Origin of the sequence: Polaromonas eurypsychrophila, from assembly GCF_014641715.1 — a bacterium.
GTDB lineage: Bacteria > Pseudomonadota > Gammaproteobacteria > Burkholderiales > Burkholderiaceae_C > Polaromonas > Polaromonas eurypsychrophila.
In genome coordinates, this window is the sequence record NZ_BMIG01000009.1 from 109,415 (window position 1) to 129,099 (window position 19,685).

Sequence of the window (19,685 nt, forward strand, 5' to 3'; positions counted from 1 at the left end):
TAACCACGAGGCTGACCCATGCTCGACCTCCTGATCACCAACGCCGCCCTGCCCGACGGACGCACCGGCATGTCCATCGCCGTGCAGAACGGCAAGATCACCGAAGTGACGGCAGACCCCCTCTCCGGTGCGCAGGCGGCCGAGATCGTGGACGCCGGCGGCTACCTGCTGAGCCCGCATTTTGTTGACCCGCACTTCCACATGGACGCGGCGCTGAGCTACGGACTGCCGCGTGTCAATGAAAGCGGCACGCTGCTGGAAGGCATCGCGCTATGGGGCGAACTGAAACCCACGCTCAAGGCCGAGGCCATCATCGAGCGCGCCCTCGCCTACTGCGACTGGGCGGTGGCAAAGGGCCTGCTGGCTATCCGCAGCCATGTGGACACCAGTGATGCCAGCCTGCTGGCGGTGGACGCGCTGATGGAAGTCAGAAAACAGGTAGCGCCCTACATGGATCTGCAACTGGTCGCCTTCCCGCAAGACGGCGTGTTGCGCAGCAAAGGCGGTGTTGAGAACCTCAAACGCGCACTGGACAAAGGCGTGGACGTGGTCGGCGGCATCCCGCATTTCGAGCGCACCATGGCCGAAGGGGCGGCCAGCGTGAAGCTGCTGTGCGAGATTGCCGCCGAGCGCGGTCTGCTCACCGACATGCACTGCGACGAGTCTGACGACCCGCTATCCCGCCACATTGAAACCCTGGCCTTTGAAACCCAGCGCCTGGGCTTGCAGGGCCGCGTCACCGGCAGCCACTGCACATCGATGCACAGCATGGACAACTACTACGTTAGCAAGCTGCTGCCACTGATCGCCGAATCCGGCGTCAGCGTGATTGCCAATCCGCTGATCAACATCACCCTACAAAGCCGCCACGACAGCTACCCCAAACGCCGCGGCATGACCCGCGTGCCCGAACTCATGGCCGCCGGCGTCAACGTCGCCTTTGGCCACGATTGCGTGATGGACCCTTGGTACAGCATGGGCAGCGGCGACATGCTTGAAGTCGCGCACATGGGTTTGCATGTGGCGCAAATGACCAACCAGAAAGGCATACGCCAGTGTTTTGATGCTGTGACAGTCAACGCCGCCAAGGTGATGCACCTTCAGGGCTATGGGCTGGAAGTCGGGTGTGATGCAAGTTTTGTGCTGCTGCAGGCGCGGGATGCTGTGGAGGCCATCCGCTTGCGGGCGAATCGGTTGAAGGTGTGGAAGAAGGGGCAGTTGCTGGCACAGACACCAGAGGTGGTGGCAAGCTTGACCGTCGCCAACCGACCCAGCCAAACCGCCTTCTTCAACGTAAGTTATTGATGTTTTCGTAATTCATGACACCACACCGTTCGGGCTGAGCCTGTCGAAGCCTGTCCTGAGCAAGGACGAAGGGCCCTTCGATCCTTCGACAAGCTCAGGACAGGCCGAACTCAGGGCGAACGGCAGTAAGTCGCCCATCATGATTTATGGAAGTATCAATAAAAACTTCCGACTTCTAAGGTGAAGCGCATGCGCCTCAGGGCACCGGCAACACGATGTCCACCCGCGCGCCGCCCATCAAGCTGCGCACGAGCTTCAGTTCCCCTTGATGGCTTGCCACCAGGTCACTGACCACTGCCAGCCCCACGCCATGCCCGGGCACGCGCTCGTCGCCCCGCACGTGCAGGCGCAGCACCGACTCGGTATCGGTGAATCCTGGTCCATCGTCCTCAATGCAGATGCACAAGCGCCCGGCATCACGCCACACCCGCACCCCCACCCGGCTGCGCGCCCACTTGGCCGCGTTGTCCAGCAGATTGCCCAGCATCTCGAACAGGTCGCCCTCATCAATACGCCAGGCTAAATCTGGCGGGCACTCGACGCTGAAGTCCAGGGCTTTTTCGGCATAAACCTTGGCGAGTGCATCGCGAATGCGCTCCACGACAGGCGCCAGCAAAAGCGGCGGCGCAAAACGCGCAGCGCCCCCCGCGATGGCGCGCCCCAGCTGGTGTTGCACGATGTCGTCCATGCGGCTTACCTGCTGGGCCACGGTGGCTGGCAGATGCGCCGGCTCGGCCAAAGCGCTGCGCAGCACGGCCAACGGCGTCTTCAGGCTGTGGGCCAGAAAACTCAATGCGTCGCGATGCCGGGTCTGGCGCACGCGCTCCTGCTGGATCAGCGTGTTCAGGTTGTCTGTCAGGCCGGAAATTTCGGCAGGGTATCGCCCCTCGATGCGCGATTGCTCGCCCTCTTCGATACGCCGTATCTCGCTGGCCACGCGCCGCAGCGGCGCCAGACCCCAGCGCAACAGCCACAGCTGGGCCAGCAGCAGCAGCACGGAAGCGGCGCCCAGCCAGAGCCACAAGGTGCGAGTGAAGGCGCCGACTTCGCGGTTGAAGGCGGCGCGGTCTTCCAGTACCGTCAGCACCAGTGGCGCCTCACGTGCAGAGGCCTTCCAGGTGACGGCATAACTGACCGACAGGAAGGACCCGCCGGCCTCGTCCAGCGTCTCGTTACGCCACTGACCAGCTTGCAGGCTGCGCCGGAACGGCAGCTGTTGGCCCAAGGCCGAGGCCGATTGCCACCGATCCCCACGCAGCACGTTGTAGATACCGGCATACAGGCCCGAACCTGGCAGCGACAGACGTGGCTCGGCAAAAGCCTGCGGCATCACCAGCGCACCGCTGGCATCAAGTTCAGCCGCTGCCAGCAGCAGGTAAATGGTGCTCTGCAACCGGCCAAAATAGGCCGCCTGAACGCTCTCGGCATTTGCGCGCTGAACCGCCAGCCCAGCACCCGTCAAAAAGGCCAGCAGCACCAGGGCGGCTCCAAGAAGCAGTCGGACACGGATGGAGATGCCGCCCTTCATTCCAGTGTGAACCGGTAACCCCGCCCACGCACCGTCTCAATCAGACCCACACCGCCGTCGGGGTTGAGCTTGCGCCGCAACCGGCCTACCAGCACCTCCAGCACATTGCTGTCACGGTCTTCACCGTGCGGGTAAAGGTAGTCTGACAGCGCCTGTCGGGTGACAACACCCGGGCGCTGGCGCACCAGGGTTTCGAGCAGACGGTACTCGTACGCCGTGAGCTCCAGCGCCGCGCCGTTGAGCCGCACCGCCTGCGCCGTCAAATCGATGCTCAGGGGACCGAGTGTCAGCACGTCAGATGCGGTCTTGAGCGAGCGCCGCAGCAAGGCCTTGAGCCGCGCTGCCAGCTCCGGGTATTCGAATGGTTTGACCAAGTAGTCGTCGGCCCCGGCTTCCAGGCCCACCACCTTGTCTTGCCAGCTGCCGCGCGCGGTAAGGATCAGAATGGGCAGAACTTTGCCCTCCTGGCGCAGACGCTGCACGATGGTCAGCCCGTTCAGCTTCGGCAGCCCCAGGTCAACAATGATCAGATCAACCGGGTACTCGCGCGCCAGAAACAGGCCCTCTTCACCGTCTTTGGCCTGATCGACCCGGTGGCCATCGGCCTCCAGCTGGCGGGCCAGCGTAAGCCGCAGCGCCGCATCGTCCTCAATGAGCAACAGGCGCATAGGCTTAAACCTAGAAACGGCAGTTGGACGCGCCCGAGTGGGCCGTCGTGGGGTGCACTGGCAAGGCGCGACAACGACGCAGGCTAATGCCTGCTAGGCGGAGCAACGCAGTCAGCGCGCGCCAGGGCGGCTCAATCGGGTGCGTAGCGCTCTCATCCAAGCCGTGAGGCGCTTCAAGACGACAAATGCCGGTGTTCATGCGCTCTGGCCCAGGGATACAAGCGGTCAAGTGCCGTTTCTAGGTTAATGCTGCCGCAAGCCGGCCCTAACGGACCTGGCCGGTCGCGACGTCCACCTGGATCACGCGGACCTCACCAGCCGCCGTGACCACCTTGACGCGCCACACCGGCTGGCTCGAGGACTCGGACTTCTCGACGGACAGCACACGGCCGCCACTGGCGCGCTGGGCCACTGCGGCCGCGTCGTCGCGGGTCAGGTTGGCCCAGGCCAGGTTGGACGCCACCAGCAAGGTGGCGCAGAGCAGTTTGGCAAATACATTCATCGCTTGTAAGCGCCATAGTACTCGCGCTCGTCGCGGTCATCCCGGTCATCGCGCCGACCCTGGTAATTGCGTCCATCCTGGTAGTTGCGTCCATCCTGGTACTCGCGCTCCGCCGGCGCAAATGAAACGCGTATCGGCAAGGTGCGGCCCGGGTTCTCGCGAGTTACCGTTTTGTAGACCTGGCCACGGTACTCGTACTCAACCTGATAGCCAGTAAGGCGGGACTGAACGTCATTCACAGTGCGGCAGTTCTGCACCTGGCGCTGCTGCGGCTGGGAGGCTTGCTGGTAACCCCCACCACCCCAGTTGTTCTGGTTGGCAAAGTGCTCGCCAGCCAGCGCGCCGACCACGGCACCAACGGCGGTAGCAGCTTGGCGGCCGCGGCCCCCGCCGACCTGGTTGCCCAGCACCGCGCCGGCCACACCGCCGATCGCCAGTGCGCCGTAATTGCGCGAAGACACCGCCGGTTGCTGCTCCGTCACCCACTGGTTGGTGCACTCATTGCGCGGAACAGAGACGTTTTCGTACTGTGGGGCGACGTTGCGCACGCGAGCCGTGTCGTTAAAGGTTTGGGCCTGGGCGCCCGCTGCCAGCAGCGTGGTCAGGCAAAGAATGGCAGAACGTTTCATGGAGAGCTCCTTGGTTGATGTGAGACAGAGCTTATGAAGGAAGGGGTGAACGAAAGCTGAACGAAATCGATAAAAAGGTTCGCCCCGATCCGTACCCCACGCTCCGCGGGCATGACCCGCGTGCCCGAGTTGATGGCCGCAGGCGTCAACATCGCCTTCACTCACAACTGCGTGTGGACCCTTGGTGCGTTTGCCAAGTCCGATTCAGACTCTACAGAAGTCAGCTACGGCAGATTCAAACGGGCGACTCAAATGGGTTGAGCAGCTGAACGCCAAAAGTAGAAAAATCTGCGACGTTGCGCGTGACCACCGTCAACTGATGTCGAACTGCGGTCGCTGCGATCATTGCGTCCTCATACAAGGTGTCAGAGCGGCGGTGCATGAGCTTTGCCCAGATGCGGAAGGCCTCTGCGTCCATGGGCAATACGTTGTACGACGCCGCCATCAGATCGGCCCATTGCTCGATCTCAAGCGCCTTGGCCTCGTTCTGATCCCGCGTGATCTCAATCCCGGCCTGGATTTCGCCCAGACTCACCGCTGAAACGTGCAAATCAATGTCAGCAACCGACTCGATCCAGGCGATCACCGCCCCATGTGGCCGGGGTCGGCGCAACTCAGAGATGACATTGGTGTCCAAAAGGTACATGGCGCTTTGGTTCAATGCTTTACTTGAAAGCTTCAGTGCGTCGCCGGCGAGCAGCACCGCGCTTTGGCACCAAGAACTCCGTACGCGCGGCTTCAGACAGCAACAGCTCTTTGAGCGAGGGCTTGGCCGCAGACTGCAGCCGCTTCCACTCCGCAGCCGGAACAAGCACCGCCGCCTCAGCCCCTCGCCGCGTCACCATCTGCGGCCCGGTTGTCAGGCACGCATCGAGAAATTCACTAAAACGCGCCTTCGCGTCTTGCACGGGCCAGACTTTCATACAACACTCCTTTTGACCGGTCATCTGACTAGTTTATCAGGTAAAGTAAAGGTGAGTGATTTACCAAGGCTGTTTGAAATCGTTGACTATCACTGAGCGCCTTGCTCATGACTTTTGAAAGGCACTACTTATGATCAAGAACGGAATGCGCCCCATCCACCCCGGAGAAATCCTCCGGGAAGAATACCTGGTGCCCCTGAACATGACCGCCAACGCGCTGTCCAAAAAGCTTGGGGTAACAGCCTCACGCATCAATGAGATCGTGAAAGAAGAACGAGGCATAACGCCTGAGACGGCTTTGCGCTTGGAGCGTTGCTTTGGCGGTGACGCCCAGTCATGGATGAACCTGCAGACGATGTATGACCTCAAGATTGCCGAGAAAGCAAAAGCCAAAGCCATCATGAAAGAAGTGGAAGTGATGCCCAATGCCGAAGGATTTTCACTCGGCGCTTGATTGCAGCCCGCCCTATTAACATTACCCTCAAGGCAGTCCTGACACCTAACCCACACGCACGCGGCATGACCCGCGTACCCGAACTGATGGCCGCCGGCGTGAACGTCGCCTTCGGCCACGACTGCGTGATGGACCCCTGGTACGGCATGGGTAGCGGCGACATGCTCGAAGTGGCACATATGGGCCTGCACGTGGCGCAGATGACCAGCCAGAAAGGCATTCGTGACTGTTTTGACGCGGTGACGGTGAATGCCGCGAAGGTCATGCACCTCGACAACTACGGCATCGCGCCGGGGTGTGACGCGAGTTTTGTGCTGCTGCAGGCGCGGGATGCGGTGGAGGCGATTCGGTTGCGGGCGAATCGGTTGAAAGTTTGGAGGAAGGGTACGCTTGTGGCGGAGACTACGGAGGTGGTGGCTAAGCTACGGATGGCGAGGCGGCCGTCTACGACTGACTACTTTATTAAACTCAAGTGAACCTTCGCTCGCATAGTCAAACATCAATATGGAGTTACTGTTTTTCTTATTCTTCTATTCGGTCGCTACCGGCTACATCTGGCTCGTTGCACTTGTCCCTATTTTTGTATTCAGTCTCTTCGTCGAGAAAGGGGAAGCAAGAGGAATTCTCGGTATCCTTGCATTGGGCTGCGTTCTCACGTCGATACTGACGCAGATTGCTCGTTGGCATTCCGGCAACACGCTGCGCGAAGAACACGCACAACGATCCGCCACATTCGAACAGTTCTGCGCAGACTCACCGGCATTGCCGCTTGTTCATCAGGTGATACCTGTAGAGATTCCGGCAGTGCTTGTTTATGCGAACTCAGTGGAGCAAAACAAAGGAACGTCAAGAATTCATGATGCTCACAGCGTCGCGGCGCTAATGCGTGGCGATTTTCTCCTGTGCAAAACGAGATCCAACCTCAAGATACGCGACGTTGCGATGGCATCCAGCACGCCTTCGCTGGACCTGTGCATCACTACGAACCCCGCACCATTGGTGTTCGGCCACCATGTTGAGTATCAACTGGTGCTCAGCACCATGAGCGAGCAGATTTATCCAGCTACCGGGGGATCATTCGGGCCGACTCATTTCACCAAGGCTTCGCTTCAACTGCGCAAAGGATCGACCATCCTGGGAGAGGACGTCGTTCACTTCTCCGACCAGCAGGCCCTTGGACTGAGAGAACGATGCCCTTACCCAGAGCAGCGCCTTTCACAACTACTAACCAACGTCTTTCAGCTTGTCGAAATCAGCGAACCGCCATCGAATAAATGAAAGGGGCGAGCTGTGCAATCGCTCTTGAGTTTGACGTGCCGACAGCACAAAGAGACTGCACCCCTGTACCAACTTGCTGACAATGAAATTAACCCCCAGATCGTCCGCAGTTAAAAAGGCTCCCATATTTGAAGGAGTCAACAGGTACATGGGATCAAATACAACGCGCTTCATATGAACCCCACCCACCTCCACCAAATCGCCGTAGAAGCCATGCGCTCCCGCGGCCTGCTGCCGGTCTTTTCTCCGCAAGCATTGCACGAAGCCGAAGCCGCACGCCACGCCGACCCCGAGCGCAGCGGAGACATCCGCGACCTGCGGCACCTGACCTGGTTCTCGATTGACAACGACGACACGCGCGACCTGGACCAACTGAGCGTGGCCGAGCCGCTGGCTGCGGGTGCCGCGCGCCTGCTGGTGGCGGTGGCCGATGTCGATTGGCTGGTGCGGCCTGGCGGTGCGGTGGATAAGCATGCGGCCGCCAACACGACCTCGGTGTACACAGCGGCGGGCATTTTCCCCATGCTGCCGGAGGTGCTGTCCACCGACCTCACTTCGCTGCACGAAGGCCAGGAGCGGCTGGCCGTGGTTGTGGACATGCTGGTAGCCGCTGACGGCACAGTGTCCGAGTCAAGCATCTACCGCGCGCTGGTGTTGAACCACGCCAAGCTGACTTATGACGCTGTTTCAGCTTGGCTGGACGGCAACGGGCCAGCACCATCACAAATGGCCAGCGTGCCGGGGCTGGAAGCGCAGGTGCGCCTGCACGATGTGCTGGCCAGTAAGCTGAGGCAGTGGCGTCAGTCGCGCGGTGCGCTCAATGTCAACACCATCGCTGCCCGGCCGGTATTCAAAGACGGCCAGTTGGTGGACTTGCGTCCCGACGAGAAAAACCGCGCCAAGGATTTGATTGCCGACCTGATGATTGCGACCAATGGCGCAACAGCGCGTTTTCTGGTGGATCAGGGCTTTCCGTCCATACGCCGGTTCCTGCAGGCACCGCGCCGCTGGGATCGCATTGTGGCCTTGGCCTTAAACCACGGCGTGCAGTTGCCAGCCTTGCCTGACGCACTGGCGCTTGACCATTTTTTGAGCGCGCGACGTTTGGCCGACCCGACTGGCTTTGCTGACCTGTCGCTGGCGGTGGTGAAGCTGCTGGGCTCGGGCGAGTACGCTGCTGCGCCGGCTCTACCCCCCGGCGCAGCAAAAGCGGGCGCAAATGGACTCGGCCACTTCGGCCTGGCCATCAACGACTATGCCCATTCGACCGCACCGAATCGCCGCTTTCCCGATCTGGTGACGCAGCGCCTGCTAAAGGCGGCGCTGGCCAGTGAGGCGCCGCCCTATTCCGCCGACCAGCTGACTGCGATCGCCCAGCATTGCACGCTGCAGGAAGACAACGCCAGCAAGGTCGAGCGCCAGGTGCTCAAGGCCGCCGCGGCTTATCTGCTGGACGGGCGTTTGGGCGATGTGTTCGACGCCATCGTCACCGGCGCCGCAGCCAAGGGGACGTTTGTGCGCATCAGCAGCCCCTTGCTGGAGGGCCGGATGGTGCGGGGGTTTGAGGGGCTGGACGTGGGCGACACCCTGCAGGTGCGTCTGGTGGCGGTGGATGCCGAGAAAAGTTTTATCGACTTCGAACGGGCTTGAGCAGGGAATGTAACGCCCTGTGAAAGCCTCTTGCAGCGGGGATTAACAGCGCTATCTGGAGTCATGGCTGTTGGTTGAATTGTCATTGCGGGCTTGACCCGCAATCCATGCCTGCGCGTCATGGATGCCGGATCAGGTCCGGCATGACGACAGACGAGCAGTTTTGCGTCCCGAATCGAATCGGCCCTTCCCCGCCCTCTACGAAAGAGCTTTCATGTTCAAACGCCTGACCCTGCTTTGGGTATTGCTGCGCGGCGACGCCCGGCAACTGTGGTTCGCCTTGCGTCACCCGCAAGCGCCAAGCTGGCTCAAGTGGGGCACGGCGGCGATTGCGCTTTACCTGTTCTCGCCCATCGACTTCATCCCCGATATGCTGCCCTTCTTTGGAATCGCCGATGACCTGATCCTGGTGCCGCTGGCGATTCGCTGGCTGCTCAAGCGCCTGCCTCCGGAAATCGCCGCAAGCACGGCAAAACGCGACGCCAGCTAGGCGCTGCCGGGACAGCCGATCAAGATGCCCGCTCGGCCAGAAGCACTGACCATCGCTCTGCCCTCTGGCGGCAACACCTCCGGCCTGCTCCAGGCGCCGGCCAGGGCCGAGGCGTGTTTTGTCTTCGCCCATGGCGCCGGCGCGGGCATGGACCACGCCTTCATGGCAGCGATGGCGCAAGGGCTGGCAGAGCGCGGCATCGCGACCTTGCGCTTCAACTTTCCGTTCATGGAGCAAGGCTCAAAGCGCCCGGACTCGCCGGCCGTGGCGCATGCGGCGATACGGGCTGCGGTGGCTGAAGCGTCGCGGCGCTTGCCTGATGTGCCACTGTTCGCCGGCGGCAAATCGTTCGGCGGGCGCATGACAACGCAGGCGCAGGCGGTCGAGCCGCTGCCGGGCGTTCGCGGCATCGTGCTGGTGGGCTTTCCGCTGCATGCAGTCGGCAAACCTTCCACCGAGCGAGTTGCCCACCTGGCCGGCATCAAGGTACCCCTGCTTTTCCTGCAGGGCACGCGCGATGCGCTGGCAGACCTGGCCCTGATCACGCAGACCACGGCAGGCCTTGGAAAACGCGCAACCCTGCATGTGATCGAAGGTGCCGACCACGCCTTTCACGTGCTGGTGCGCTCGGGCCGCAATGACGAACAGGCACGCGAGGAACTGCTGGACACCCTGGCCGGCTGGATGAAGAAACGCTAACTTGCGCGCAGCCGCTCACGCACACGCACCGGAGCGTGTTATTCGCTCGCAAGACGTCGCTGCGCAGCGGCAAACAGCTGGCCGCGAATCAGTTGCAAAGCCTGCCCGCGCCGAGCCGTGTTGAACGACGCAGTTGACGTGGCAGCAATGACGAGGTCCAGCGGCGGATACACCCAGATGAACTGACCACCAAAGCCGGCGGCCATGAAAGCGTGGCGGGGCGCCCCGGACGGCACCACCCACCACATGTAGCCGTAAGGCAGGGACACAGGCAGGCCGCCGGCATTTTGCAGCCGGCTCGCTGCCATGACATAGGCCTGCGGAACGATCTGCTTGCCGCCCCACATGCCGTTCTGCAGAAACAGCTGGCCGAGTTTGGCCATGTCTAGCGTGCGCAGACCTAGCCCACGGCTGTAGGAGGGCTCTGCAAACATCAAGGGTGTCACCAGTTGCTGGCGTGCGTATTCCGCCAAAGGCATGCCGGTGGCTCGTTCGAGCACGGCCGACAGCACGGGAACCAGGGCGTTGTCATACGCAAATGAGGCACCTGGCGCGCTGCTCAGTGGCCGCGCCCAGGCGTCCTGCGGCTTGCCTGCGGCAGCAGTGCCGGTGGGGTCAGTCACCTCGAAACCTGCGCTCATGGTGAGCAGGTGGCGGACTGTGATGGACGCCGCGCGCGGGTCACTGTTCAACGCCGCCCATTCCGGCATCAGCGCCAGCACGGGCTGGTCCAGGCTGCCAATGCGTCCCTGACCCACGGCGACGCCCACCAGTGCCGACAGCGCACTTTTAGCGACGGAATGCACATCGCGCAGCGCGGCCGGGGCACCATCCCGGTAGAACTCGAACACTGTTCGCCCACGCAACACCACCACCACGCTCTCGACGTCGCCCAGATGCTCGGTGATGGTCGCAGCCACCCCTTTGAACGCAGCGGCATCGAGCACCTGCTCGGCAGGCGACGACCCGCGCCACTCGACGCCAGACTGCGCCTGGGTCAGCGACGCGATGCCAAGCAACAGGCTGAAAAAGCAAGCGCAAAAAAGGCGCATCGGATGCCCCAGAGAGTAAGACGCGCGAAGTGTAGCTGTTGAACTGCACAATGAGGCGGGCTACCATGGCGGTTTTACAGAACAAGAAGGAATACCACGTGGCACACCTCTCCCCAATCCCCCTCGCCGAGGTCAAGGAAGACGACATCCGCGAGCGTTTCGAGCATTACAAAAAAACCCGTGGCTTCACGCCGAACAGCATCATGACCATGGTACGGCGGCCTAACATCGTGCGCGCCTTCATGGCGCTGAACCAGGCCGTGCTGTATGAAGGCACCGTGCCGGAAGAAACCAAGATGCTGGTCAGCCTGGCCAGCAGTTATGCGGCCGGTTGCCTGTATTGCCAGTCGCACATGACCAACCTGTCCAGCATCTACAAGGCGTCGGACGCCAAGATCGCCGCGTTGTGGGACTTTGAAAACAGCGCGCTGTTCAGCCCGGCAGAACGCGCCGCGATCAATCTGGCCCTCAAGGCAGGCGCAGTGCCCAACGAGGCGTCGCACACCGACTTTGACGAACTCAAGAAACATTACAACGACGAGCAGATCGTCGAGATCGTCGCTTCGATTGCGCTTTTTGGTTACCTGAACCGCTGGAACGACACCATGGCCACGGCGCTGGAGCCGCTGGCGGTGGAGGTGGCCGAGCGGGCGATCGGCGGCGTGGGCTGGGAAGTCGGCAAACACCGCTGACCAATTGCCGATACACGCCGCTGAATGACCCTTCTTCAGATCGCCCTCTTCCTGCTCTGCGTGGCGCTCGCCACCTGCGCGCAAAGCCTGACCGGTTTTGCATTTGCGCTGATCCTGCTGGGCCTGGCCGGACTGCTGGAGCTGGCGCCGCTGGCCGATCTGGCCAACGTGGCGACGGTGCTGGGGCTGGCCAATGCGCTGGTGGCCTTGCGTGGCCCAGGCCGGACGCTGGATGTCCCAGCCTTTCGCGACATCACGCTGGGCGGCGTGGTTGGCATTTTTCTCGGGGTGGTATTGCTGAGCTGGCTCAGTAGCAGCGTGACGCTGGTGCTGCATGTGATGCTGGGCCTGACGGTGATCGCCTGCGCCCTTGTGGTGCTGATGGAGACCGCAGCGCTGCGCGAGCGGTCATCGGCACCCATGTTCAGGCTGTGGGGAGCGGTTTCGGGTCTGCTGACTGGCCTGTTTGCCACCGGTGGGCCGCCGCTGGTGTATCACTTTTACCGCCAGCCGATGGCGCTGAAAACCGTGCGCGACACGCTGGTGGCCACGCTGGCCGCCAGTTCGCTGTTGCGGCTGCTGATGGTGCTGCCGACCGGCCAGTTCAGCGGCAACGCGCTCAAGCTAAGCCTGCTGGCGGCGCCGCTGGTATTCGGGCTCAGCTGGTGGCTGGAGCGGCACCCGCCGGGCTGGTCGCGGGCGGCCGTGCTCAGGCTGGTATGCGCCCTGCTGCTGCTCACCGGCGCCGGGCTGATTGTTCCGGCTGTGCTGCAGATCCTCAAACCCTGAGCGTCAAGGAAGTACACGATGAACTACTGGCTGATGAAATCCGAGCCCGAAGAATGTTCGGTTGATGATGTGCTGGCTGCGCCCGACGCCACCGTGCCTTGGGTCGGAGTGCGCAACTACCAGGCGCGCAACTTCATGCGTGACGGCATGCAGGTGGGTGATGGGGTGTTATTCTACCACTCCAGCTGCGCCGAGCCGGGCATCGTCGCTATTGCACGTGTGGCGTCCGGCGCCTACCCGGACCCGACGCAGTTCGACCCGACCTCACCCTACTACGACGCCAAGTCGAAGCGCGAAGAGCCGCGCTGGCTGCTGGTGGACGTACAGGTCCTGAAAAAGATTTCGAACATCACCCTGCCCACACTGCGCGAGCGGCCCGAACTGGCCGACATGCTGGTGCTCAAGAAGGGCAACCGCCTGTCCATCACCCCGGTTGAGGCGCCGCACTGGAAGGCCATTGTTAAAGCCAAATAGTGCTTCAGCCCATAAACAGCGAGCGTTAGCAGCTATTGATTAGATAGCGGATCAGAGGCACTGACGCTGCACGGAGATGCTGCGCTTCACCACACAAACCGCCCGAACCTGACCCGTAGCAAGCGCGGCTTCCTACAGTTTGTATGCGCGTTTTCGGCAAAGCTTAGTCCACAACTGCTGAAAGTTTTTTAATGGTCATGTTTCTCCTTTCTTCTCGCCCCTCGCTTGTCTCCCGCCTGCTGGCCATCAGCCTGTGCTGCACCGCGCTCGGTCTGGCCGGCGGTGCAGCACTGGCACAAACAGCCAAGGCCGGCGCCAAAACATCGGCCACCGCCGGTTTCGACATGGACGCCTTCAACAATGCCAGCGACAGCCCGCTGCTCAAGAGCGGCAGCAAGGGCCCGGCCGTGGCACGTGCACAAATCCTGATGGATCGCGCCTGGTTTTCCTGCGGCGAAATCGACGGCCGTTATGCCGCCAACATGCAGCGCATGGTCAAGGCTTTCCAGACCGCGCGTGGCTTAAAAGTCACCGGCACGGTCACCGCCGAGACCTGGAAATCGCTGCGTGAAGACAGCGCGCCGTTGCTCGCCACTTATACGGTGACCGAAAAAGACACGGCCGGCCCGTTCGAGAAAACACCGGCCGACATGGCCGAACGCGCGAAAATGAAAGCGTTGGTGTTCGAGTCGGCGGACGAAGCGCTGGCCGAAAAATTCCACACCAGCATCGCCTACCTCAAGCAGCTCAACGGCGGTCGCAAGGTCGATGCCGGCAAGGACATCGTGGTGCCCAACGTGGGCAGCGCCACAGCGCCCGTCAAGGCGGCCTCGATTGAGATCGACAAGTCCCAGCGCGTCTTGTATGTGCTGGATGCCGAGAAGCGACCGGTCGCGGCATTCCCGATCAGCATAGGCAACGAGAAAAACGATCCCCTGCCGGTGGGCATGATGGCGATCAAGAACGAAGTCAAAAACCCCGGCTTCACCTACAACCCCAAACTCCTCAAGAACGCACCGAAAGATGCGCAAAAGGTTGACGTGGCACCAGGCCCCAACAACCCGGTCGGCAGCATCTGGCTGGGCCTGACCAAGCCGCACTGGGGCATTCACGGCACCTCGAATCCGTCGAACGTCGGCCACTCCGAAACCAATGGCTGCATTCACCTGACCAACTGGGATGCCGAACGGCTGTCCACCCTGGTCAAGGCTGGGTTCAAGGTTGACGTCAAGCTGTGACCCCAACCTGCCGCCCGCGCCGCTGGCGCAAGGCCTTGATGATGGGCGCGGCGCTGGCCGTGCTCGCGGGTGTGGTGATCGGTACCTGGTTCCGGCCTGCCGCCACCACACAAGCGCCGCCGGCGGCAACCATTCCGGCCGCCGTGGCAGTTGCGCCCACCGGTGTCGCCGCGCCTGCGGCGGTGCTTGAGACCCCGCCCGGTGCGGCAGTCGCCGAACCCGCTCCCAACACCGATGCCACCCCCGCGGTGCTCGCCGGGCCGGCAGATGCCTCCGAGCTGTCCCGCCTGCGCGCGCGCGGCCTGGACATTCCGGTCAAAGGCTTCAGCGCTCCCCAGCTCAGCGACAACTACACCCAGGGGCGCGCCGGCGGTGCGCTGCATGAGGCGCTGGACATCATGGCGCCACGCGGCACGCCGGTGCTGGCAGTCGAGGATGGACCGATCGCCAAGCTGTTTTTGAGCAAGCCCGGCGGCATCACGCTGTACCAGTTCGACCCCAGCGGCGAGTTCGCCTATTACTATGCCCACCTCGACGGCTACGCCGACGGCATCGCCGAAGGCGGCAAGGTGCGCAAGGGCCAGGTCATCGGCTACGTCGGCAGCACCGGGAACGGATCACCGGACGCACCGCACTTGCATTTCGCGATTTACAAACTCGGCCCCGAGAAACAATGGTGGCGCGGCACGCCGATCAACCCCTTCCTGGTCTGGCGCGACGCCAAACCGTGAACTGGGTCGCTGGTTTGTGTTTTTAAGCCAAATCAGCCGCCAGCCCAGACCCGACAAACGCAAGCAGCTATTGATTCAATAGCAAGGCAGCAACGCTTGAGGTGCTGGCCTTATGCCGGGACGAACGACGAGTGGTGATCAACGATCAACCAGTCGCTGCCGATCTTGCAATAAGTGAAGCTGAAACGTGCGGGAAGTGCGCGCTGTTGCCCTTCTGTACGCGTGTGCAGGGTGTAGCTGCCGGTGTTGATGGCCGCGCCTGCATACACCCTGACCCGCTGCGCACCCAGGCGGATGCTGGGCGGCGGTACAGCTGCGCAGTGGCCTTCAAAATACGCGCGCAAGCCTTGCGGCGTGGTGATCAACGAGGGCGCGGTGATTCCCCACAACACGGCCTCAGGGTGATACAGCGCGCAGACGCTGGCCACCTCGCCCGCATTAAAGGCCTGAATCCAGCCTTGTGTGGCCGCCGCTACGTCGTGCAGGTCTTCAAGATCAGGGCTGGGCATGCGTGTCTTTCTGTTCGGGCCAAGGTCCGGCGCTTCAGTCCGAAACCTTGCTCTCCAGCAGCTTGACCATGGCCCACAGCGCCCGGTTGGCCGGCGTCGCAATCCCCAGCGCCTCGCCGCGCCTGACGATCAGGCCGTTGAGATGGTCAATCTCCGTGACTTTGCCGCGCGCCAGGTCTTGCGCGGTCGATGAAAACTGGCTGGGCATGCTGCCGGCAAGCTGGTCTACCGCAGCATGGACATCACCTGCCAGGTGCACACCTTCGGCATGCGCCACGGCCAGGCATTCGGAGACCACGTCGCGCATCAGGTCCCGCACGCCCTCACCCGCCACCGTTTTGCCATAGGGCAACTGGCTGATGGCCGAGACGGCGTTGTAGGCGCAATTGAGGATGAGCTTGGCCCAGAGCGCACCAGTCAAGTTGGGCGAAACTTCCGTGGGCACGCCTGCGGCAACAAAGGCCTGTGCCACGGCGTCACTGTTTCTGGACGGCTCCATCACCAAGTCGCCCCGGCCATGGTGCCTGACGTGGCCGGGACCGGCCATCTCGGTGGCCACGTAAACCACGGCGGCGGCCACCGCATGCTGCGGCAGCACGCCGCGCAGCCGCCCGGTGTTGTCCACGCCGTTTTGCAGGCACAACACCAGCGCATCGGGATGCAGGTGGGGGCGAATCAAGGCGCCAGCGGCCTCGGTATCCAGCGACTTGACACAGAACAGCACCAGCTGCGCGCCCTGCACCGCACTGGCCTGGCTGCTGGCTGCCAGGGGCACGTGTTCATCAAATTGCGTGGTCTGCATGCGCAGTCCGCTGATGTCCATAGCCGCCACATGCTGCGGCCGCGCAATCAGCGTCACCCGGTGGCCATGACGCGCCAGCATGCCGCCGAAATAACATCCAACGGCGCCAGCGCCCATGACGGCCACGGTGAAAGGTGAAAAACTCATGCCTCCATTGTAGAAACGCCGGGAGCGGGAGTCGCCAGCCGCCGGTGCTGCGCAAAAAACGTCCACATCATCAGAGTGGCGTCGGGGCCTTCCGGCGCGCTGAACTCCACACTGCCATCACCGCCGCTCCATGCATGACCCAGGTGGTCAATCTCGCAGGCCACCAGTTGTGGCTTGCGGCCGGCATACCAGGAGGCACTTTCATAGGCGTGGCGCGGGTGGCGGCCGGTGCTTCGCGCCGGGTATCGCCTAACCACGGGCTCCTCCCGCGTAATGAAGCCGGCATTGAGGATGGCGAACTGCTCGGTCAGTTGCGTCATGTTGATGCGCCGAACCACGCTGTCGCGCGCGCCGTGAAGCAGGATGGCCGGCATGCCGGGAAAGGCCTGCTCCGCGCGGCCGAAAGCCTGCACGCTCTCGCGGTGCACTGCGCCCGAGCCATGCTGCATCGCGCGGTAAGCGCTCATCGGCGAATCTGTGGTGCCAAACACCGGCGCAGAATGCAGGCCCACGGCAGCCACCATGGCGGGGTAATGCAGCGCCAGGATGTTGGCCAGCCCGGCGCCCGCCGACAGACCTGCGACATAGGTCCGGGAGCGGTCCAGACCATGTCTGGCCTGCACTTGCGCCACCATGTCGGCAATCAGGCGCACGTCACCCAGGCCCTCCTGGGTCGAGCGCTTGTACCAATGCCAGCAGCGGTGTGCATCGGCTGCGGCCGACTGCTGCGGGTATAACACCGCAAAACCCTTGCGTTCGGCCAGCGCGTTCATGCGGGTGGACAGCGCAAAGTCAGTGGCGGTTTGCTGGCAGCCATGCAACATGACTACCAGCGGCAGCGGCGCAGTGGCTGCCACCGACGGCAGGTAGAGCCAGTACAACATGCGCCGCGCTGAAGCCACCTGCCCAACGGCCGGCACCGAGAACCAGGACTTTTGCCAGTGTCCCGGCAGGCCGGTGAGTGGACGCGCAGGCGAGGCCGCGCTTTTGCGCACGACGGCAGCAGGCCGGGCTTTCGCCACCTTCGAAGGTTTGGCTTTTCGCGCGGCCGGCGCACGCGGCGGCTTCGGCACCAGGCTTTGCAGCAACCGGCGACCTTGCGCCTGCTGGGCCCGGCTCATGCGGCGCACACTTTTGAGCCAGAGGCTGGTCATGCTTTTGGGCATAAGACCTTGGCGTGGCCGAATTGACCTGAATTGGTAAGCATGCGTCCATTTTGCTGCATTGCAGCAAAATCGTCCACGCTTGCCGCCCCGCTTTGTGTGGTCCGGCGCGCCGCGTATCTGTCAGTACGCTGACGCCCATCAAGCCTTGGCAACGAGCCGCTTGTTACGATGGGAAAACCCGCGACACCTGCGGCATTGTTTTTGAACGCTTTTTCGCCATCTGTCCTTTGCCATGCCCAGCTTTCTGACCGCCGCTCTTTATAAATTTGTCACATTGACCGACTTCGCCGCGCTGCAGGCGCCGCTGCAGGCGTTTTGCGAGGCCAACGATGTGCGCGGCACGCTGCTGCTGGCTGAAGAAGGCATCAACGGCACGATTGCCGGACCTGAAGACGGCGTACGCGCCGTGCTGGCGCATCTGCGCAGCGACCCGCGTCTGGCCGAGCTGGCGCACAAGGAGTCGTGGTCGCACAAGTTGCCGTTTTACCGCATGAAGGTGCGGCTCAAGCGCGAGATCGTCACCCTCGGCGTGCCCGGCATCAACCCGAACCAGATGGCCGGCCAGTACATGAAGCCACAGGACTGGAATGCGCTGATCAGCGAAGCCGGTGTGGTGGTGGTAGACACGCGCAACAACTATGAAGTCGGCATCGGTACTTTTGAAGGCGCGGTCGATCCGCACACCCAAAGTTTTTCGGAACTGCCGGCCTGGGTGGCGGCGCAGTCAGCGCCCGGCGGCCTCTTGGCAGAAAAAGACGGCAAGAAACCGAAAGTCGCGATGTTCTGCACCGGCGGTATCCGCTGCGAAAAATCCACCGCCTTCATGCGCACCCAGGGCTTTGACGAGGTCTACCACCTCGAAGGCGGCATCCTCAAGTATCTGGAAACCGTGCCCGAGACCGACAGCCTCTGGCAAGGCGAATGTTTTGTCTTCGACGAGCGTGTCTCCGTCGTGCACGGTCTGGCCACCGGCCACTACGACTTGTGCCGCGCCTGCCGCGACCCGATCAGCGCAGCCGACAAGGCATCAACGCTGTACGTGCCGGGCGTCAGTTGCCCCGGCTGCCATGACAAGAAAACCGATGAACAAAAACGCGGCTTCATCGAACGCCAGCGCCAGGTCGACTATGCGAACCGCCGGCGTCAGCCGCACATTGGTGCGAAGCTGACTTCATCGAGCGCTGGCAGCAACGATGGGGAAGATCAAGCCTGATGGGCGCTCTGCCCGTTCTGTATTCGTTTCGCCGCTGTCCCTATGCGATGCGTGCGCGGCTGGCGCTCAGCGCCGGCGGCCAGGCGCACGAGCTGCGCGAGGTCGTTCTCAGAAACAAGCCTGCCGAGATGCTTGCCGTGTCGCCCAAGGGCACGGTGCCGGTGCTGGTGCTGCCCGGCGGCGAAGTGATTGACGAGAGCCTGAACATCATGCGCTGGGCGCTGATGCGCAACGATCCAGCGCAATGGCTGTCGCCGTCAGGCGCTTCACCCGAAGCGATGGACACGCTGATCGCCGCCAGCGACGGCGAGTTCAAACAGCATCTGGACCGCTACAAATACCCGAACCGCTACGCTGGCGAATCCAGCGGTGACGCGGCTGGCTTTGCGCTGAAGCACCGCAGCGAAGCGGCGCTCTGGCTGGTGCAGCTCAATGCGCGCCTCGGCGACGGCTGGCTCCTCGGCGCGAAGGCCTGCCTGGCCGACATGGCCATCCTGCCTTTCATCCGGCAGTTTGCGCACACCGACGCCGACTGGTTCGCCGCGCAGCCCTGGCCGCGCCTGCGAGCTTGGCTGACGGGTTTCGAGGCAAGCGATTGGTATGGAGGCGTGATGCAGAAACATGCACCGTGGCAACCACCTGCGGGCGGACTGTCATTGCGGACTTGACCCGCAATCCATGCCGCGCTCCCAGTAAACTCTGCGCCGCCAGCGCGCGCCCATGGATCCCGGATCAAGTCCGGGATG

Annotated in this window: 23 protein-coding genes and 1 pseudogene; 14 read left to right on the plus strand and 10 right to left on the minus strand. The window is 62.6% G+C overall.

Features of this window, described 5'->3' with window-relative positions; all coding sequences use genetic code 11:
- Positions 1–18: 18 nt before the first annotated feature.
- A complete protein-coding gene (locus IEX16_RS13205; protein WP_188708948.1) occupies positions 19–1,305 on the plus strand; it encodes an amidohydrolase family protein in 1,287 nt (428 codons plus the stop codon).
- Positions 1,306–1,501: 196 nt separating this feature from the next.
- On the opposite strand, the gene IEX16_RS13210 is transcribed toward IEX16_RS13205, so the two are convergent.
- The 6 genes from IEX16_RS13210 to IEX16_RS13235 form a co-directional block, all read right to left on the minus strand.
- Positions 1,502–2,833 carry an ATP-binding protein gene (locus tag IEX16_RS13210; protein WP_188708949.1) on the minus strand — a complete coding sequence of 444 codons (1,332 nt, stop codon included), beginning with the start codon at positions 2,831–2,833 and terminating at the stop codon, positions 1,502–1,504.
- Entirely contained in the window at positions 2,830–3,501 is a 672-nt protein-coding gene (locus tag IEX16_RS13215; RefSeq protein WP_188708950.1) for a response regulator transcription factor, read from the minus strand. The genes IEX16_RS13210 and IEX16_RS13215 overlap by 4 nt, the downstream gene beginning before the upstream one ends.
- A 265-nt stretch (positions 3,502–3,766) precedes the next feature.
- Positions 3,767–4,003: a PepSY domain-containing protein gene (locus IEX16_RS13220; RefSeq protein ID WP_188708951.1), complete on the minus strand. Its 237-nt coding sequence runs from the start codon at positions 4,001–4,003 to the stop codon at positions 3,767–3,769.
- Entirely contained in the window at positions 4,000–4,632 is a 633-nt protein-coding gene (locus IEX16_RS13225) for a glycine zipper 2TM domain-containing protein (protein ID WP_188708952.1), read from the minus strand. The genes IEX16_RS13220 and IEX16_RS13225 overlap by 4 nt, the downstream gene beginning before the upstream one ends.
- 235 nt (positions 4,633–4,867) lie before the next feature.
- Entirely contained in the window at positions 4,868–5,278 is a 411-nt protein-coding gene (locus IEX16_RS13230) for a type II toxin-antitoxin system VapC family toxin (protein WP_188709021.1), read from the minus strand.
- 19 nt (positions 5,279–5,297) lie between these two features.
- Positions 5,298–5,555 (minus strand): type II toxin-antitoxin system Phd/YefM family antitoxin, encoded by a 258-nt coding sequence (locus IEX16_RS13235; RefSeq protein WP_188708953.1) that lies wholly within the window; start codon positions 5,553–5,555, stop codon positions 5,298–5,300.
- A gap of 130 nt (positions 5,556–5,685) precedes the next feature.
- Here IEX16_RS13235 and IEX16_RS13240 point away from each other — a divergent pair, with 130 nt between their 5' ends.
- The 6 genes and pseudogenes from IEX16_RS13240 to IEX16_RS13265 all read left to right on the plus strand — a co-directional run bounded on the left by IEX16_RS13240 (position 5,686) and on the right by IEX16_RS13265 (position 10,126).
- On the plus strand, positions 5,686–6,009 hold the full coding sequence (locus tag IEX16_RS13240; protein WP_188708954.1) for a HigA family addiction module antitoxin: 324 nt from the start codon (positions 5,686–5,688) through the stop codon (positions 6,007–6,009).
- Positions 6,006–6,485: pseudogene (locus tag IEX16_RS13245) on the plus strand (amidohydrolase family protein); the annotation flags it as partial. The gene IEX16_RS13240 and the pseudogene IEX16_RS13245, both read left to right, overlap by 4 nt.
- Before the next feature lie 28 nt (positions 6,486–6,513).
- Complete coding sequence (locus tag IEX16_RS13250) at positions 6,514–7,287, plus strand: hypothetical protein (protein ID WP_188708955.1); 774 nt, start codon at positions 6,514–6,516, stop codon at positions 7,285–7,287.
- 174 nt (positions 7,288–7,461) lie between these two features.
- A complete protein-coding gene (locus tag IEX16_RS13255; RefSeq protein ID WP_188708956.1) occupies positions 7,462–8,937 on the plus strand; it encodes an RNB domain-containing ribonuclease in 1,476 nt (491 codons plus the stop codon).
- 214 nt (positions 8,938–9,151) lie between these two features.
- On the plus strand, positions 9,152–9,427 hold the full coding sequence (locus IEX16_RS13260) for a YkvA family protein (RefSeq protein WP_188708957.1): 276 nt from the start codon (positions 9,152–9,154) through the stop codon (positions 9,425–9,427).
- Positions 9,428–9,451: 24 nt separating this feature from the next.
- Positions 9,452–10,126, plus strand: coding sequence for an alpha/beta hydrolase family protein (locus tag IEX16_RS13265; protein ID WP_188708958.1), 675 nt, complete (start codon positions 9,452–9,454; stop codon positions 10,124–10,126).
- A 38-nt stretch (positions 10,127–10,164) separates the two neighbouring features.
- On the opposite strand, the gene IEX16_RS13270 is transcribed toward IEX16_RS13265, so the two are convergent.
- Positions 10,165–11,178 carry a serine hydrolase domain-containing protein gene (locus tag IEX16_RS13270; protein ID WP_188708959.1) on the minus strand — a complete coding sequence of 338 codons (1,014 nt, stop codon included), beginning with the start codon at positions 11,176–11,178 and terminating at the stop codon, positions 10,165–10,167.
- Between the two features lie 98 nt (positions 11,179–11,276).
- Here IEX16_RS13270 and IEX16_RS13275 point away from each other — a divergent pair, with 98 nt between their 5' ends.
- The 5 genes from IEX16_RS13275 to IEX16_RS13295 all read left to right on the plus strand — a co-directional run bounded on the left by IEX16_RS13275 (position 11,277) and on the right by IEX16_RS13295 (position 15,102).
- The gene (locus IEX16_RS13275; protein ID WP_188708960.1) at positions 11,277–11,870 is read left to right on the plus strand and encodes a carboxymuconolactone decarboxylase family protein; all 594 of its coding nucleotides are present in this window, start codon (positions 11,277–11,279) and stop codon (positions 11,868–11,870) included.
- Between the two features lie 24 nt (positions 11,871–11,894).
- Positions 11,895–12,659 carry a TSUP family transporter gene (locus IEX16_RS13280; RefSeq protein ID WP_188708961.1) on the plus strand — a complete coding sequence of 255 codons (765 nt, stop codon included), beginning with the start codon at positions 11,895–11,897 and terminating at the stop codon, positions 12,657–12,659.
- An 18-nt stretch (positions 12,660–12,677) separates the two neighbouring features.
- Positions 12,678–13,133, plus strand: coding sequence for an EVE domain-containing protein (locus IEX16_RS13285; RefSeq protein WP_188708962.1), 456 nt, complete (start codon positions 12,678–12,680; stop codon positions 13,131–13,133).
- A 191-nt stretch (positions 13,134–13,324) separates the two neighbouring features.
- Entirely contained in the window at positions 13,325–14,371 is a 1,047-nt protein-coding gene (locus IEX16_RS13290) for a L,D-transpeptidase family protein (protein ID WP_229676334.1), read from the plus strand.
- Positions 14,368–15,102: a M23 family metallopeptidase gene (locus tag IEX16_RS13295; protein ID WP_229676335.1), complete on the plus strand. Its 735-nt coding sequence runs from the start codon at positions 14,368–14,370 to the stop codon at positions 15,100–15,102. Before IEX16_RS13290 ends, IEX16_RS13295 begins: the two co-directional genes overlap by 4 nt.
- Before the next feature lie 110 nt (positions 15,103–15,212).
- On the opposite strand, the gene IEX16_RS13300 is transcribed toward IEX16_RS13295, so the two are convergent.
- Genes IEX16_RS13300 through IEX16_RS13310 form a run of 3 tightly spaced genes read right to left on the minus strand, consistent with a single transcriptional unit; the run spans position 15,213 to position 17,714 of the window.
- A complete protein-coding gene (locus IEX16_RS13300; protein WP_188708963.1) occupies positions 15,213–15,611 on the minus strand; it encodes a DUF4440 domain-containing protein in 399 nt (132 codons plus the stop codon).
- A gap of 34 nt (positions 15,612–15,645) precedes the next feature.
- Complete coding sequence (locus IEX16_RS13305; protein WP_188708964.1) at positions 15,646–16,560, minus strand: ketopantoate reductase family protein; 915 nt, start codon at positions 16,558–16,560, stop codon at positions 15,646–15,648.
- Positions 16,557–17,714: an extracellular catalytic domain type 1 short-chain-length polyhydroxyalkanoate depolymerase gene (locus IEX16_RS13310; RefSeq protein ID WP_229676336.1), complete on the minus strand. Its 1,158-nt coding sequence runs from the start codon at positions 17,712–17,714 to the stop codon at positions 16,557–16,559. The genes IEX16_RS13305 and IEX16_RS13310 overlap by 4 nt, the downstream gene beginning before the upstream one ends.
- 244 nt (positions 17,715–17,958) lie before the next feature.
- On the opposite strand from IEX16_RS13310, the gene trhO reads away from it, so the two are divergent.
- Together trhO and IEX16_RS13320 are read left to right on the plus strand one after the other, a co-directional pair.
- Positions 17,959–18,939 carry an oxygen-dependent tRNA uridine(34) hydroxylase TrhO gene (gene trhO / locus IEX16_RS13315; RefSeq protein ID WP_188708966.1) on the plus strand — a complete coding sequence of 327 codons (981 nt, stop codon included), beginning with the start codon at positions 17,959–17,961 and terminating at the stop codon, positions 18,937–18,939.
- A complete protein-coding gene (locus tag IEX16_RS13320; protein ID WP_188708967.1) occupies positions 18,939–19,607 on the plus strand; it encodes a glutathione S-transferase in 669 nt (222 codons plus the stop codon). Before trhO ends, IEX16_RS13320 begins: the two co-directional genes overlap by 1 nt.
- Positions 19,608–19,685 lie beyond the last annotated feature (78 nt).